The organism is Planosporangium flavigriseum, from assembly GCF_011947225.1.
GTDB classification, from domain to species: domain Bacteria; phylum Actinomycetota; class Actinomycetes; order Mycobacteriales; family Micromonosporaceae; genus Planosporangium; species Planosporangium flavigriseum.
The window spans coordinates 79,783-93,356 of record NZ_JAATVW010000007.1 but is presented as its reverse complement, the minus strand read 5'-3'; the positions used below and the strand labels follow the sequence as shown (position 1 = coordinate 93,356).

At 69.3% G+C, this 13,574-nt stretch carries 12 protein-coding genes; 4 read left to right on the top strand and 8 right to left on the bottom strand.

Annotated elements, in window-relative coordinates:
- Window positions 1-11: 11 nt before the first annotated feature.
- Genes sufC through HC028_RS12595 form a run of 5 tightly spaced genes read right to left on the bottom strand, consistent with a single transcriptional unit; the run spans window position 12 to window position 4,491 of the window.
- Window positions 12-785: a Fe-S cluster assembly ATPase SufC gene (gene sufC / locus HC028_RS12615; protein ID WP_168076745.1), complete on the bottom strand. Its 774-nt coding sequence runs from the start codon at window positions 783-785 to the stop codon at window positions 12-14.
- The gene (locus tag HC028_RS12610; RefSeq protein ID WP_168076743.1) at window positions 782-1,105 is read right to left on the bottom strand and encodes a Rieske (2Fe-2S) protein; all 324 of its coding nucleotides are present in this window, start codon (window positions 1,103-1,105) and stop codon (window positions 782-784) included. The genes sufC and HC028_RS12610 overlap by 4 nt, the downstream gene beginning before the upstream one ends.
- Entirely contained in the window at window positions 1,102-2,247 is a 1,146-nt protein-coding gene (sufD, locus tag HC028_RS12605) for a Fe-S cluster assembly protein SufD (protein ID WP_168076742.1), read from the bottom strand. The genes HC028_RS12610 and sufD overlap by 4 nt, the downstream gene beginning before the upstream one ends.
- 52 nt (window positions 2,248-2,299) lie before the next feature.
- A complete protein-coding gene (gene sufB, locus HC028_RS12600; protein WP_168076741.1) occupies window positions 2,300-3,721 on the bottom strand; it encodes a Fe-S cluster assembly protein SufB in 1,422 nt (473 codons plus the stop codon).
- Entirely contained in the window at window positions 3,718-4,491 is a 774-nt protein-coding gene (locus HC028_RS12595) for a helix-turn-helix transcriptional regulator (protein ID WP_168076740.1), read from the bottom strand. Before HC028_RS12595 ends, sufB begins: the two co-directional genes overlap by 4 nt.
- Before the next feature lie 157 nt (window positions 4,492-4,648).
- Here HC028_RS12595 and HC028_RS12590 point away from each other — a divergent pair, with 157 nt between their 5' ends.
- Complete coding sequence (locus HC028_RS12590; RefSeq protein ID WP_168076974.1) at window positions 4,649-5,596, top strand: COX15/CtaA family protein; 948 nt, start codon at window positions 4,649-4,651, stop codon at window positions 5,594-5,596.
- Window positions 5,597-5,673: 77 nt separating this feature from the next.
- Here the strand turns inward: HC028_RS12590 and HC028_RS12585 are convergent, their stop codons facing one another.
- From HC028_RS12585 to HC028_RS12575, 3 genes are all read right to left on the bottom strand, one after another.
- Window positions 5,674-6,582, bottom strand: coding sequence for an ATP-grasp domain-containing protein (locus HC028_RS12585; protein WP_168076739.1), 909 nt, complete (start codon window positions 6,580-6,582; stop codon window positions 5,674-5,676).
- Window positions 6,579-6,902, bottom strand: coding sequence for a hypothetical protein (locus HC028_RS12580; RefSeq protein ID WP_168076738.1), 324 nt, complete (start codon window positions 6,900-6,902; stop codon window positions 6,579-6,581). Before HC028_RS12580 ends, HC028_RS12585 begins: the two co-directional genes overlap by 4 nt.
- A gap of 292 nt (window positions 6,903-7,194) precedes the next feature.
- Window positions 7,195-8,178, bottom strand: a complete 984-nt coding sequence (locus HC028_RS12575) for a heme o synthase (RefSeq protein WP_308442034.1) — start codon at window positions 8,176-8,178, stop codon at window positions 7,195-7,197.
- Window positions 8,179-8,569: 391 nt separating this feature from the next.
- Between HC028_RS12575 and tkt the strand changes: the two genes are divergently transcribed.
- From tkt to HC028_RS12560, 3 genes are all read left to right on the top strand, one after another.
- Window positions 8,570-10,612, top strand: a complete 2,043-nt coding sequence (tkt, locus tag HC028_RS12570) for a transketolase (protein WP_239075402.1) — start codon at window positions 8,570-8,572, stop codon at window positions 10,610-10,612.
- Window positions 10,613-10,636: 24 nt separating this feature from the next.
- Window positions 10,637-11,803 carry a transaldolase gene (tal, locus tag HC028_RS12565; RefSeq protein WP_168076735.1) on the top strand — a complete coding sequence of 389 codons (1,167 nt, stop codon included), beginning with the start codon at window positions 10,637-10,639 and terminating at the stop codon, window positions 11,801-11,803.
- A gap of 93 nt (window positions 11,804-11,896) precedes the next feature.
- Complete coding sequence (locus tag HC028_RS12560; protein ID WP_168076734.1) at window positions 11,897-13,543, top strand: glucose-6-phosphate isomerase; 1,647 nt, start codon at window positions 11,897-11,899, stop codon at window positions 13,541-13,543.
- The last annotated feature ends 31 nt before the right edge of the window (window positions 13,544-13,574 follow it).

Here is a 13,574-nt window from a genome sequence, read left to right as displayed (position 1 = left end):
GAAACTCCGTCCTATGCGCTCGCCGGACCGGCACCGGTCAGGTACCGCTCGTAGCCTTCCTCTTCCAGCTTCTCGGCCAGCTCGGGGCCGCCTTCCTCCACGATGCGGCCGGCGACGAAGACGTGCACGAACTCCGGCTTCACGTACCGCAGAATCCGCGTGTAGTGCGTGATCAGCAGCAGGCCGGTGTCGCCGGTGTCGCGGACGCGGTTGACGCCCTCGCTGACAACGCGCAGCGCGTCGACGTCGAGGCCGGAGTCGGTCTCGTCGAGGATCGCCATCTTCGGCTTGAGCAGCTCCATCTGCACGATCTCGTGCCGCTTCTTCTCACCACCGGAGAAGCCCTCGTTGACGTTGCGCTGGGCGAACGCCGGGTCCATGTGCAGCCGCTCCATCGCGCCCTTGAGCTCCTTGCCCCAGGTACGGATCTTCGGCGCCTCACCGTCGATGGCGGTCTTCGCGGTGCGCAGGAAGTTGGCCACCGACACGCCCGGCACCTCGACCGGGTACTGCATGGCCAGGAACAGGCCGGCACGCGCCCGCTCGTCGACGGTCATCGCGAGAACGTCCTCGCCGTCGAGCGTCACGGTGCCACCGGTGACCTCGTACTTCGGGTGCCCGGCGAGCGAGTACGCGAGCGTCGACTTGCCGGAGCCGTTGGGGCCCATGATCGCGTGCGTCTCGCCGGACCGGACGGTCAGGTTGACCCCGGCCAGAATCGGCTTCAGCTCACCATCGGGCAGCTTGACCGAGACCTGCAGGTCGCGGATCTCCAGGGTGCTCACTTGCTCTCCTCGCTCAGGTTCACGTAGATGTCGCCGTCGCGGACCTCGACGGAGTAAACGGTTACGGGCTCGGTGGCCGGCGGCCCGCTGGGCTTGCCGGTGCGCAGGTCGAACCGCGAGCCGTGCAACCAGCACTCGAGCGTGCAGCCGTCGACCTCACCCTCGGACAGCGGGATCGACGCGTGCGAGCACTCGTCGTAGACGGCGTGGAAGCTGTCGTCTTCGCAGTGCACCACGGCCAGCGGGGTGTCATCGACCGTCACCGCGATGACCTCGCCCTTGGCGAGCTCATCGGCGCGGCAGATTCGTACGGAGGTCACGCGTTGCTCTCCCGCAGACGCGCCTCGATGGTGCCGGCCAGGCGCTCGCGCAGGTCCTCGACCGGGATCTTGTCCAGCAGCTCGTTGAAGAAGCCCCGGACGACCAGCTTGCGCGCCTCCTCGGCCGGGATGCCCCGAGCCATCAGGTAGAACAGCTGCTCGTCGTCGAACCTTCCAGTCGTGCTCGCGTGCCCGGCCCCGGCGACCTCGCCGGTCTCGATCTCCAGGTTGGGAACCGAGTCGGCGCGGGCGCCGTCGGTGAGCACCAGGTTCCGGTTGATCTCGTACGTGTCGGTGCCGGTCGCCTCGGCACGGATCAGCACGTCGCCGACCCACACCGTGTGCGCGTCCGCGCCCTGCAGCGCGCCGCGGTAGGCCACGTAGCTGCGGCAGTCGGGCACCGCGTGGTCGACCAGCAGTCGGTGCTCCAGGTGCTGGCCGGAGTCGGCGAAGTACAGGCCGTAGGCCTCGCACTCGCCGCCGCGGTCGGCGTACTCGACGCTCGTGTACTGGCGGACGAGGTCCCCGCCCAGCGCCACCTGGACGTGGGTCACCTTGGCGTCGCGACCGAGCCGGAACCGCACGTGCTGGGCCTGAACGGCGTCGGACGCCCAGTCGGCCACGGTCACGAAGGTCAGCCGCGCGCCGGCCCCGACCGAGACCTCCACGTTGTCCGCGAGGGTGGTGGACCCGCTCTGCTCCAGCACGAGCGTGCCCTCAGCCAACTCGCCGACCTCGACGAAGGTGTGGGCGAACGAGGGGCCCTCGGCGCCCGCGCCGACCAGCCGCACCACGGCGGGCGCGTCGAGCACGGCACCGCGCGCGATGCTGATCAGCAGGGCCTCCTGGGCACCGCCGTGGGCCAGGGCGCTGATCCGGTCGAACGGGGTCAGCAGGGACCCGATCCGGGGGTCCTCCCGGTCCACCGTGGACACGGTCACGCCGGCCGGCAGTTGCCCGTACTCGTGCTTGGGCGCCGGACCCGCGGCGGTGCCGGCGGCCGCCGACGCGAGGCCGCGCAGCCGCTTGAGCGGCGTGAACCGCCACTCCTCCTCCCGGCCGGTCAGCGCCGGGAAATCGGCAACATCGTAGGAGCGCAACGCCTGGGACTTCGTCTTCGGCGGCGCGATGGTGTCAGTCATGCTGTCCTTCGTAATGCTTGAAGCTTGACCCAGCCAGATCCAGCGGGAGGCGCTAGCCGACCGCTCCTTCCATTTGGAGCTCGATGAGCCGGTTGAGCTCGAGCGCGTACTCCATCGGAAGTTCCTTGGCGATCGGCTCGATGAAGCCACGCACGATCATCGCCATCGCCTCGTCCTCGGTCATGCCCCGGCTCATCAGGTAGAAGAGCTGGTCATCGCTGATCTTGGAGACGGTCGCCTCGTGGCCCATCGCGACGTCGTCCTCGCGCACGTCCACGTACGGGTACGTGTCCGACCGGGAGATCGCGTCGACGAGCAGCGCGTCGCACTTGACGGTCGACTTGGAGTGGTGCGAGCCCTCGAGGACCTGGACCAGGCCCCGGTAGCTCGTCCGGCCGCCGCCGCGGGCGATCGACTTGGAGATGATGCTCGACGAGGTGTGCGGAGCGGCGTGCACCATCTTCGCGCCGGCGTCCTGGTGCTGGCCCTCGCCGGCCATCGCGACCGAGAGCACCTCGCCCTTGGCGTGCTCGCCGTACATGTAGACGGCCGGGTACTTCATCGTCACCTTGGAGCCGAGGTTGCCGTCGATCCACTCCATGGTGGCGCCCTCTTCGCAGACGGCGCGCTTGGTGACCAGGTTGTACACGTTGGTCGACCAGTTCTGGATGGTGGTGTACCGGCAGCGCGCGTTCTTCTTCACGACGATCTCGACGACCGCCGAGTGCAGCGAGTCCGACGAGTAGATCGGCGCGGTGCAGCCCTCGACGTAGTGCACGTAGGCACCCTCGTCGACGATGATCAGCGTCCGCTCGAACTGGCCCATGTTCTCGGTGTTGATCCGGAAGTACGCCTGCAGCGGGATCTCCACGTGCACGCCCTTCGGCACGTAGATGAAGGAGCCACCCGACCAGACCGACGTGTTGAGCGAGGCGAACTTGTTGTCACCGACCGGGATGACGGTGCCGAAGTACTCCTGGAAGAGCTCCGGGTGCTCCTTGAGCGCCGTGTCGGTGTCCAGGAAGATGACGCCCTGGCGCTCCAACTCCTCGTTGATCTTGTGGTAGACGACCTCGGACTCGTACTGGGCCGCGACACCCGCGATGAGGCGCTGCTTCTCTGCTTCCGGGATGCCCAGCTTGTCGTACGTGTTCTTGATGTCGGCCGGGAGTTCGTCCCAGCTCGCCGCCTGCTTCTCGGTCGAGCGGACGAAGTACTTGATGTTGTCGAAGTCGATCGTCGACAGGTCGGCGCCCCACGCCGGCAGCGGCTTGCGGCCGAACAGCCGCAGGCCCTTGAGGCGCAGGTCCAGCATCCACTCGGGCTCGTTCTTCTTGGCCGAGATGTCGCGGACGACCGCCTCGTTGAGCCCGCGCTGGGCGCTGGCCCCAGCGACGTCGGAGTCGGCCCAGCCGTACTGGTACTTACCGAGGCCGGCAAGCTGGTCCACAGGCTCGGTGATCTGTTCGGTCATTGGGCGGTCCTCACGATTCGATCGGTCTTGTCGTGATCGGTCTGGTCTTGATCTTGCTCATTGTGGCTTAGCTTTTCCAAAACGCGGCGGGTGGGGATGTGTGTGGTGCACACCCCGTCGCCGTTGGCGATCGTCGCCAGCCGCTGCACGTGCGTGCCGACGAGCCGGGAGATCACCCGGGTCTCCGCCTCGCACAGCTGCGGGAACTCGGCGGCCACGTGCGCCACCGGGCAGTGGTGCTGGCACAGCTGGCCGCCGGACGCGATCGTCGACGCGCCGGCAGCGTACCCCTCGGCGGTCAGCGCCCGTGCGAGCGCCTGAGCGCGGGCCATGGGGTCGTCGCCGGCCTCCTGCATGGCGGCGCGGCAACGCTCCTCCAGGGCGGCGACCTGGGCCGCAGCAAAAGCGCTCACGGCCGCCGGCCCGTCGTGCTGCGCGATCCAGCGCAGCGCCGCCGAGGCCAGGTCGTCGTACGCGTGCGGGAACGATTCGCGGGCGCTCTCGGTGAGCGAGAAAACCTTCGCCGGCCTGCCCCGCCCACGCGGGCCGCGGACCGGACGCTCCCGCGCCTCGACCTGCCCCTCGCTCAGCATGGCGTCGAGGTGACGGCGAATGGCCGCACAGCTCAGGCCTAGGGTGTCGCTCAGCTCACTGGTGGTCGCCGACCCGTACTGCAACAGCAACTGGGCCACGCGGTCGCGGGTGCGCACGTCGACCGGATCCCGTTCAACGGGACCGGCACGCTCGGCGAGCACTGCCGCATTTTTCACAACACCAGTGTTACGTATTTCCTTCCCCGGGCGCAAACCGGTTGTCCGGTGACTCAGGCCACTCCCACCCCGGCCGATCACCACGAAGCGTGGTCGCCCGGGCTGAGGTCAGTACGATCGCCTCGTGAGCTTCATCCGCCGGGTTCTCGGCACGCCCATGGTTCTCCGCCGCCTCGCGCTCGCGTCCCTGCTGGCCAACATCGGTCTCGTGGGCACCGGAGGCGCCGTCCGGCTGACCGGCTCCGGCCTCGGCTGCCCCACCTGGCCGCGCTGCACGGCCGACTCGTACACCACCACCCGGGAGATGGGTGTGCACGGGATGATCGAGTTCGGCAACCGGAGCCTCACGTTCGTGGTCGCCCTGCTCGCGCTGGCCTGCGTGGTCTCAGCGCTCTGCCAGCGGCCGCGGAGCCGCCCGCTGACGCTGTGGTCGGCGCTGGTGCTCGCCCAGATCCCGGCCCAGGCGGTCATCGGCGGCATCACGGTGCTGACCAACCTCAACCCGTGGGTGGTCGGGCTGCACTTCCTGGCCTCCATGGTGGTCATCGCCGCGGCCTATCAGCTGTGGGTACGCACGGCGGGCGCGCCTTCCGGCGCCGCGCTCGCCCGGCCATTGCGGACGCTCACCCGGCTGACCGTGATCGTCGCGGCGGCCGTGCTGGCGGTTGGCACCGTGGTCACCGGCAGCGGCCCGCACGCCGGTGACGCCGGCGCCCGGCGTACCGGGCTGGACCCGCAGGAGATCTCGCAACTGCACACCGACCTCGTCTTCCTGCTGCTCGGTCTGTCGGTCGCCCTCTGGTACGCGCTGCGCGCCGCGGGCGCCCCGGCTCGGGCGCGGCGGGCGGCCGAATGGCTGATCGCAGTCGAGCTGGCGCAGGGCGTCATCGGCTTCGTGCAGTACTTCACGCACCTGCCGGCGCTCGCCGTCGGACTGCACATGATCGGCGCCGCCGCGGTCTGGGTGGCCACCCTCGCCGTCCTGGAGACGACCCGGCCGGGCGCGGCGGTAGCGCCCCCGCCGGCACCTCAGGCGGCACCGGCCCACCAGCCCGCTCCGGCGTCCGAGGCGCTACCGCCGACGCTCGCCCGGCCGCACGCCTAATCCTTGAACACCGAGAGTTTGCGGCATCCTTGATCACCGAGAGTTTGCGGCGTCACAGCGCCGCAAACTCTCGGTGATCAGGTAAGAACCCGGGCCGCGATCGCGTCCGCCAGCCGCTCCGCCGCGCCGGCGGACCGACTCAGGAACAGCGACGGCTCGGTGAGCTCCAACTCGACCAACATCGGGGAGCCGTCCGGGCCGGGGATGAGGTCGACGCGGGCGTACAGCAGGCTGTCGACACCGCCCGGGATGGCGGCGAGAGCCTTCCCCGCCACCTCCAGCTGAGCGGGTGACGGCTCGCGGGCGGTGATCTGCTCTGGGCGGTACAGCCCGGCCTCCGCAGTGTCCGGCCCCGCCAGCATCGGCCCCTTGCGGATCGCGTGGCTGAACGTGCCTCCGATGAACAGGACGGCGGTCTCGCCGTCGCTGTCGACCGCTGTCAGGTAGGGCTGCACCATGACCAGCCGGTCCGCCGCCTGTAGCCGCGCGACGTGGGCAGCCGCGAGCACGCGATGACCCGGATCGGCGAGGTCGTAGCGACCGGTGTCGAGACTGCCCGCGCTGATCGCCGGCTTCACGACGTACGCGCCGGTGGCGGGCGGGCCCCAGGAGTCTCCGGGGTGCACCCATTCGGTCGGCACGACCGGCACGCCGGCGGCCGCGAGCAGCTCCAGGTACGTCTTCTCGGTGTTCCACGCCACCACCGTGGCCGGGTTCGCCAGCCGCGGCACGCGGTGGGCCCACTCGACGAACGCGGGCCTCCTGCTGACGTAGTCCCACGGTGAGCGCAGCACGACCAGGTCATAGCCGGCCCAGTCGACGCGGGGGTCATCCCAGACCGCCGGCTCGGCGCGTACGCCACGGTCGGCCAGCGGCTCGATCACGAGGCGGTCGTCGGGCTCCAGATCGGGCAGTTCCCCGCATGTAACGAGAGCGACCCGGGCATCCGCCCGGGTCGCGCCGAAGGGGGGTTTCCTTTCAATCATCGTGCGAGGGACCGACGACCCATCGAACGCCAGAGGTCATTGTTCGGACGCATCTGCTCGATCAGTTCGCGCTCCCACTGGTTCTCCACGGCAATGCCGGCCTGGATGCAGGCCGACCGGGCTATATCGGTACTGGGGGCGAACTGGTCACCCCACGCGCCGTCCTCGCCGACGAGCACGATGCGAGCACCGCGCCGGCCGACGTACTCGATGACCGCCTTGGCTCCGCCGTGGTCGCCGGCGAACGACTTCAGGCCGTCCACCAGGCTTCCGTCTACAGGCGCATCAAGGGTCATCGTGCTACCGGAACCATCTGCCATGAACGACACCGTAACCACAGCGATCGTGAATGTGGAGCCACCCAAACACGAATTGTGAGAACCATAACTTGACCATGAAATGACGTTTAAATTTTAGCCCTATCGCATTTCGGGCAAAAACGGACCATTCACGGCCGCAGCGTCAGACCTACGACATCCACGACCCGCGCGACACGCACGACACGCCACGAAGGAAGTTGACGAGAAACCGCGGCGACTCATGAGCAAAACAGGCGAAGTACCCCATTCTGCTCAGAGATCGGCGCGTCTCGGCGACCCGGGTCGGCGCGTCTCAGTGAATCAGCGCGTCGACCGAGATCGCGACCGACAGGATCGTCAGGTACGTCGTCGACCAGTGGAACAGTCGCATCGGTTTGAGGGGCTCGTCGCGGCGGGCCCGTCCGTATACCCGGTGCGCCTCCAGAACGAAGAGCAAACCGGCGATGAGCGCGGTCACGCCGTAGAGGGGGCTCATGCCTAGCGCCCACAGCGCCATCGACGCGGCCAGGGTCAGCCAGGTGTAGACGACCGAGTGCAGGCCGACCTTCCGCAGCGAGGCCACGACCGGGAGCATCGGGATGCCGGCCCGGGCGTAGTCGTCCTTGCAGGTGATCGCGAGGGCCCAGAAATGCGGCGGCTGCCACAGGAACACCACCGCGAACATCGCCCACGCCGGCCACGCGAGGCTGCCGGTCACCGCCGCCCACCCGATCAACACCGGCATGGCGCCGCAGACGCCACCCCAGAAGGTGTTGGCAGGAGTCGTCCGCTTGAGCCACATCGTGTAGACGAGGTCGTAATAGGCGATGGCAATCGCCGTCAGCCCCGCGGCGAGCAGGTTCGTGAACGCCGCCATCAGCGCCACTGAGATCACCGCGAGGATCAGGCCGAACATCAGGGCCGACCGTGGCGCGATGGTGTGCGCCGGCAGCGGCCGCTTGCGGGTACGGCGCATCAACGGATCGATGTCGCGGTCGATGTAGCAATTGATCACGTTGGCCGCGCCGGCGGCGAGCGCGCCTCCGACCAGCGTCACCAGCATCAGCCACAGCGACGGCACCTCACGGCGCGCAAGCAGCATCGCCGGCACGGTGGTGACCAGGAGCAGTTCAACGATGCGCGGCTTGGTCAGCGCCAGGTAGGCCCGGAACACGGCCGAAGGCCGTGAACGCGGGGTGATGACCTCGCGGATGACGGTCGGCCGTACCGGCGCCTCTCCGTTGGTCTGGACCGCCGGCTCCGCGGCGGACGGGGCGCGATCGGCGAGCGTGCTCACCGCTGCCACCCCTGTAAAACTGACCGGACGGGCAGGAATGTCACGCGGAATTGCCACCTTCCGGCATCGGCTTGACGTGCGGGCCGAACCACAAGAACCGCACGTATGAGACAACGAATCGTAGAACACCATCCGGGCTGTTCAGATGCCGACCCGGCGGACATTGCGGGCGAGGTCACACTGTGGCGCGCCGCCACTTCCCTAACCATCAGCGATTACTGACCGACCGGTGCATTGCGCGGCAACCAGGTGGGTAGGGTGATCAATGACAACCCACGACGCATCCGCGCCTCGCCGCCCCTGGGGCCCCGGAAGGAGCAGCACCACTGTGACTGAGCTGAACTGGTCCGACCTCGACCGGCGCGCGGTCGACACGGTCCGCGCCCTCGCGATGGACGCGGTTGAGGAGGCCGGTAGCGGCCACCCCGGTACGGCCATGAGCATGGCACCAGCGGCTTACCTGCTCTTCCAGCGGGTCCTGCGGCACGACCCGACGGACCCGCACTGGTTGGGCCGGGACCGCTTCGTGCTCTCCATGGGGCACTCCAGCCTCACCCTGTACATCCAGCTCTTCCTTTCCGGATACGGGTTGAGCCTGCAGGATCTACAGCAGTTGCGCCAGTGGGGCTCGCTCACACCGGGCCACCCCGAGTTCGGCCACACGGTCGGCGTCGAGACCACGACCGGCCCGCTCGGCCAGGGCGTCGGCAACGCGGTCGGCATGGCGATGGCGGCGCGCCGCGAGCGCGGGCTGTTCGACCCGGACGCGCCGCAGGGCGAGAGCCCGTTCGACCACTTCGTGTACGCCTTCTGCTCGGACGGAGACCTTGAGGAAGGCATCAGCCACGAGGTGGGCTCCCTCGCCGGCCACCTCAAGCTGGGCAACCTGATCGTCGTCTACGACAACAACCAGATCTCGATCGAGGACAACACGAACATCGCGCTGTCCGAGGACGTCTCCGCGCGCTTCGCGGCGTACGGCTGGCATGTCCAGGAGGTCAACTGGCGCGGCGAGGACGGCTACCACGAGGACGTCGAGGCGCTGTACCAGGCCTTCGAGGCCGCGAAAGCGGAGACCGACCGCCCGTCGTTCATCAACCTCCGCACGATCATCGCCTGGCCGGCGCCCAACAAGCAGAACACCGGCAAGTCGCACGGCTCCGCGCTGGGCGCCGAGGAGATCGCCGCGACCAAGAAGATCATGGGCTTCGACGTCGACCGGAGCTTCCAGGTCGACGAGGACGTTCTCCGGCACGCCCGCGAGCTCATCGAGCGCGGCCGGCAGCTGCACGCCGACTGGCAGAAGGGCTACGAGTCCTGGCGCGAGAGCAACCCGGACCGCACGGCGCTGCTGGACCGGATGCTGAAGCGGGAACTGCCCGCGGGCTGGACCGAGGCGCTGCCGGAGTTCCCCGCCGACTCGAAGGGGCTCGCGACCCGGGCGGCTTCCGGCAAGGTGCTCAACGCGATCGGGCCGGTGCTGCCGGAGCTGTGGGGCGGCTCGGCCGACCTCGCGGAGAGCAACAACACCACGATCGAGGGAGAGCCCTCGTTCGTCCCGCCGGAGCACGCCACCGACGCGTTCCCGGGCGGATGGTACGGCCGCACCCTGCACTTCGGCATCCGCGAGCACGGCATGGGCTCGATCCTCAACGGCATCGTGCTGCACGGCCCGACCCGCCCGTACGGCGGCACGTTCCTGGTCTTCAGCGACTACATGCGCCCGGCGGTCCGGCTCGCCGCGCTGATGAAGCTGCCGGTGACCTACGTGTGGACCCACGACTCGATCGGCCTCGGCGAGGACGGTCCGACCCACCAGCCGGTCGAGCATCTGGCCGCGCTGCGCGCCATCCCCGGCCTCGACGTGGTCCGGCCCGCCGACGCCAACGAGACCGTGTGGGCCTGGCGGATGACCCTCGAACACACCGACCGGCCGACCGCCCTGGCCCTGACCCGCCAGAACGTGCCGACCCTCGACCGCACGGAGGTCGCCTCGGCCGAGGGGCTGACGCGCGGCGGGTACACCCTCGTCGACGCGTCCAACGGCCAGCCGCAGGTCATCCTGATGGGCAGCGGCTCGGAGGTGCACCTGTGCCTGGAGGCCCGCGAGCGCCTGGAGGCCGACGGCGTGCCGACCAGGGTGGTGTCGATGCCCTGCCAGGAGTGGTTCCGCGCCGAGGACCGGGCGTACCAGCAGGAGGTGCTGCCGTCGGGGGTCACCGCACGGGTGGCCGTCGAGGCCGGCATCGCGATGCCGTGGCGCGACCTGGTCGGCAACGCCGGCGAGGTCGTGAGCCTTGAACACTACGGGGCCAGCGCGCCGTACAAGGTGCTGTACGAGCAGTTCGGCTTCACCCCGGATCGGGTCGTGGCGGCCGCCCACGCCTCGTTGGCGCGCAGCAGCCTGATCAAGGGCGAGACGACCGGCAACTGAACCAACTGAATTCAGGGAGTGACGATGACCGACAGGCTGGCACAGCTGCAGGCGGCCGGGGTGGCGATCTGGCTGGACGACCTTTCCCGGGAGCGGCTCGTCACCGGCGGGCTGGACAAGCTGCGGCGCGAATGTCATGTGTCCGGAGTGACCACCAACCCCACCATCTTCGCCAAGGCCCTCAGCGACGCCGACGTCTACGCCGAGCAGATCAAGGATCTGGCCACGCGGGGCGTCGACGTCGAGGAGGCGACCCGCATGCTCACCACGTACGACGTGCGCTGGGCCTGCGACGTGATGCACCCCTCGTACGAGGTCTCCCGGGGCATCGACGGCCGGGTCTCCATCGAGGTGGACCCGCGCCTGGCACATGACACCCCGCGTACCGCGGCCGAGGCCAGGGCGCTGTGGTGGCTGGTCGACCGGCCGAACCTGTTCATCAAGATTCCAGCCACGCTCGAAGGGCTCCCGGCGATCACCGAAACGCTCGCCCATGGCATCAGCGTGAACGTGACGCTCATCTTCAGCCTGCAGCGGTACGAGCAGGTCATGGACGCGTTCCTGGCCGGCATGGAGCAGGCGAAGGCCAACGGCCACGACCTTTCCAAGATCGGTTCGGTCGCCTCGTTCTTCGTGTCGCGGGTTGACAGCGAGGTCGACAAGCGCCTCGACAAGATTGGCAGCCCGGAGGCCCGGGCGCTGAAGGGCAAGGCGGCGATCGCGAACGCGCGGCTGGCGTACCAGCGGTACGAGAAGGTGTTCGGCACCGACCGCTGGCAGGCTCTCGCCGACGCCGGTGCCCGTCCGCAGCGGCCGCTGTGGGCGTCGACCTCCACCAAGAACCCGGAGTACCGCGACGTGATGTACGTCGAGGAGCTCATCGCGCCGGGTGTGGTCAACACGATGCCGGAGGCGACGATCCACGCCTTCGCCGACCACGGCGAGGTCCGCGGCGACACCATCACCCCTTACTACGCCGAAGCCCAGAAGGTCCTTGACGACCTGGCGCGGCTCGGCATCGACTACGACGACGTGGTCGGCGTGCTGGAGCGGGAGGGCGTCGAGAAGTTCGCGGCCAGTTGGAACGAGCTTCTCGAAGGCGTCACCAAGTCGCTGGACGCCGCGAAGTCGGGCGCTGCCGACCCCGGCAAGGCCGCCGCGGGTTGCGCGAAGACGGAAGCGCAGCAGTGAGCCGAGCGGTCCGGCAGAGCACGCGGCACGGCGGCCGGGCGAGGCCGGCCACGTGACGACACCCCGAGGAGACTCGGCCAGGAAGATCCTTCGATGAGTGGACTGCTCGAAGTCGAGGCGGCGGCCGGACTTGCCGTCTACGGCGCGAAGGCGGTGCCCGGCACGGCCGACGCTCGGGCACAGCTCACCGCCGACCGGGTACCGGAGCGGCTCGCCGCCAAGGACCCCACCCTGTGGGGTCCGGAAGCCGAGGCCGAGGCGAAGATCCGGCTGGGCTGGGTCGACACGTTCCGGCACAGCCGGGAGATGCTGCCCGCGCTGGCCGAACTCCACGCCGAACTGGAATCCATAGGAATCGACCATGTCGTACTCGCCGGGATGGGCGGCTCCTCGCTCGCCCCGGAGGTCATCGCCCGTACGCTCGACGTGGACCTGACCATCCTCGACTCGACCGACCCGCACCAGGTACGCGCGGCGCTGACCGATCGGCTCGCCAACGCCGTCGTCGTCGTGTCGAGCAAGTCCGGCGGCACGATCGAGACCGACAGCCACCGCCGCGCGTACCTGAAGGCGTTCGAGGACGCCGGGCTACCCGGCGGCGGCTCGCGCTTCGTGATCGTCACCGACCCCGGATCACCGTTCGAGGCGATCGCCGACGAGATGGGCGCGAACCTCTTCCTCGCCGATCCGAACGTCGGCGGTCGGTACAGCGCCCTGACCGCCTTCGGCCTCGTACCGACCGCCCTGGCCGGCGTCGACGTGGCGGAGCTGCTCGACGAGGCCGACGACTTCTCGGCGTCGCTGGCCAGCGACGCCGAGAACCCGGCGCTGTCGCTGGGCGCGGCCCTCGCCGCGGCCGCTCTGGCCGGCCGGGACAAGCTGGCCCTGGTCTCCGACGGCACCGGCATCGTCGGGCTGGGTGACTGGATCGAGCAGCTCATCGCCGAGTCCACCGGCAAGCAGGGTCGCGGCATCCTGCCGGTGGTCGTCGAGTCGCCCGACGCGCCCGGCGCGACCGGTGACGACGTCCTGACCGTCACGGTGGGCGGTTCGCTGCCGCCGGAGTCGGTGCCGGGTGGCGGGATCACGCCGCACATCGCGGTCAACGGACCGCTCGGCGCGCACTTCCTGGCCTGGGAGTACGCGACGGCGGTCGCCGGGCGGTTGCTTCAGATCAATCCGTTCGACCAGCCGAACGTGGCCGAGAGCAAGGAAAACACGCAGCGCATCCTCTCCTCGGGGCTCCCCGAAGAGAGACCGGCGTTCACCGACGGGACGATCGAGGTTTACGGCACGGACCTCGGGCATGCCTCGACGGTGGACCAGGCGCTGGGCTGGTTGCTCGGCCGGCTGCCCCCGGGCGGATACCTCGCGGTGCTGGCCTTCCTGGACCGATTCGCGGAGGCCGACGCGGCGAAGGTACGGGCCGCTCTGGCCGGCCACACCCCGCGCCCGGTGACCTTCGGCTGGGGCCCGCGGTACCTGCACTCGACCGGGCAGTACCACAAGGGTGGTCCGCAGACCGGCGCCTTCCTGCAGATCACCGGCGCCGTGTCCGAGGATCTGCCGGTACCGGGCCGGCCGTACACATTCGGGCAACTCGAAGCCGCGCAGGCGGCCGGCGACCGCGCGGCGCTGGCCCGCCGGGGGCGGCCGCTGGTGCGACTTCACCTGACCGACCGGAAGGCGGGCGCGGCCAGGCTGCTCGCCGCTGCCAATGAACTCCCCTGGATTTCCTGAGAAAGGCCGGCGCGATGAGCGACTGGAGTGC

Coding starts and splice junctions, on each gene's coding strand:
- sufD (WP_168076742.1), bottom strand. CDS start 2,247: ATGACTGACACCATCGCGCCGCCGAAGACGAAGTCCCAGGCGTTGCGC.
- sufB (WP_168076741.1), bottom strand. CDS start 3,721: ATGACCGAACAGATCACCGAGCCTGTGGACCAGCTTGCCGGCCTCGGT.
- HC028_RS12590 (WP_168076974.1), top strand. CDS start 4,649: ATGGTTCTCCGCCGCCTCGCGCTCGCGTCCCTGCTGGCCAACATCGGT.
- HC028_RS12585 (WP_168076739.1), bottom strand. CDS start 6,582: ATGATTGAAAGGAAACCCCCCTTCGGCGCGACCCGGGCGGATGCCCGG.
- HC028_RS12580 (WP_168076738.1), bottom strand. CDS start 6,902: ATGGCAGATGGTTCCGGTAGCACGATGACCCTTGATGCGCCTGTAGAC.
- tkt (WP_239075402.1), top strand. CDS start 8,570: ATGGACGCGGTTGAGGAGGCCGGTAGCGGCCACCCCGGTACGGCCATG.
- tal (WP_168076735.1), top strand. CDS start 10,637: ATGACCGACAGGCTGGCACAGCTGCAGGCGGCCGGGGTGGCGATCTGG.
- HC028_RS12560 (WP_168076734.1), top strand. CDS start 11,897: ATGAGTGGACTGCTCGAAGTCGAGGCGGCGGCCGGACTTGCCGTCTAC.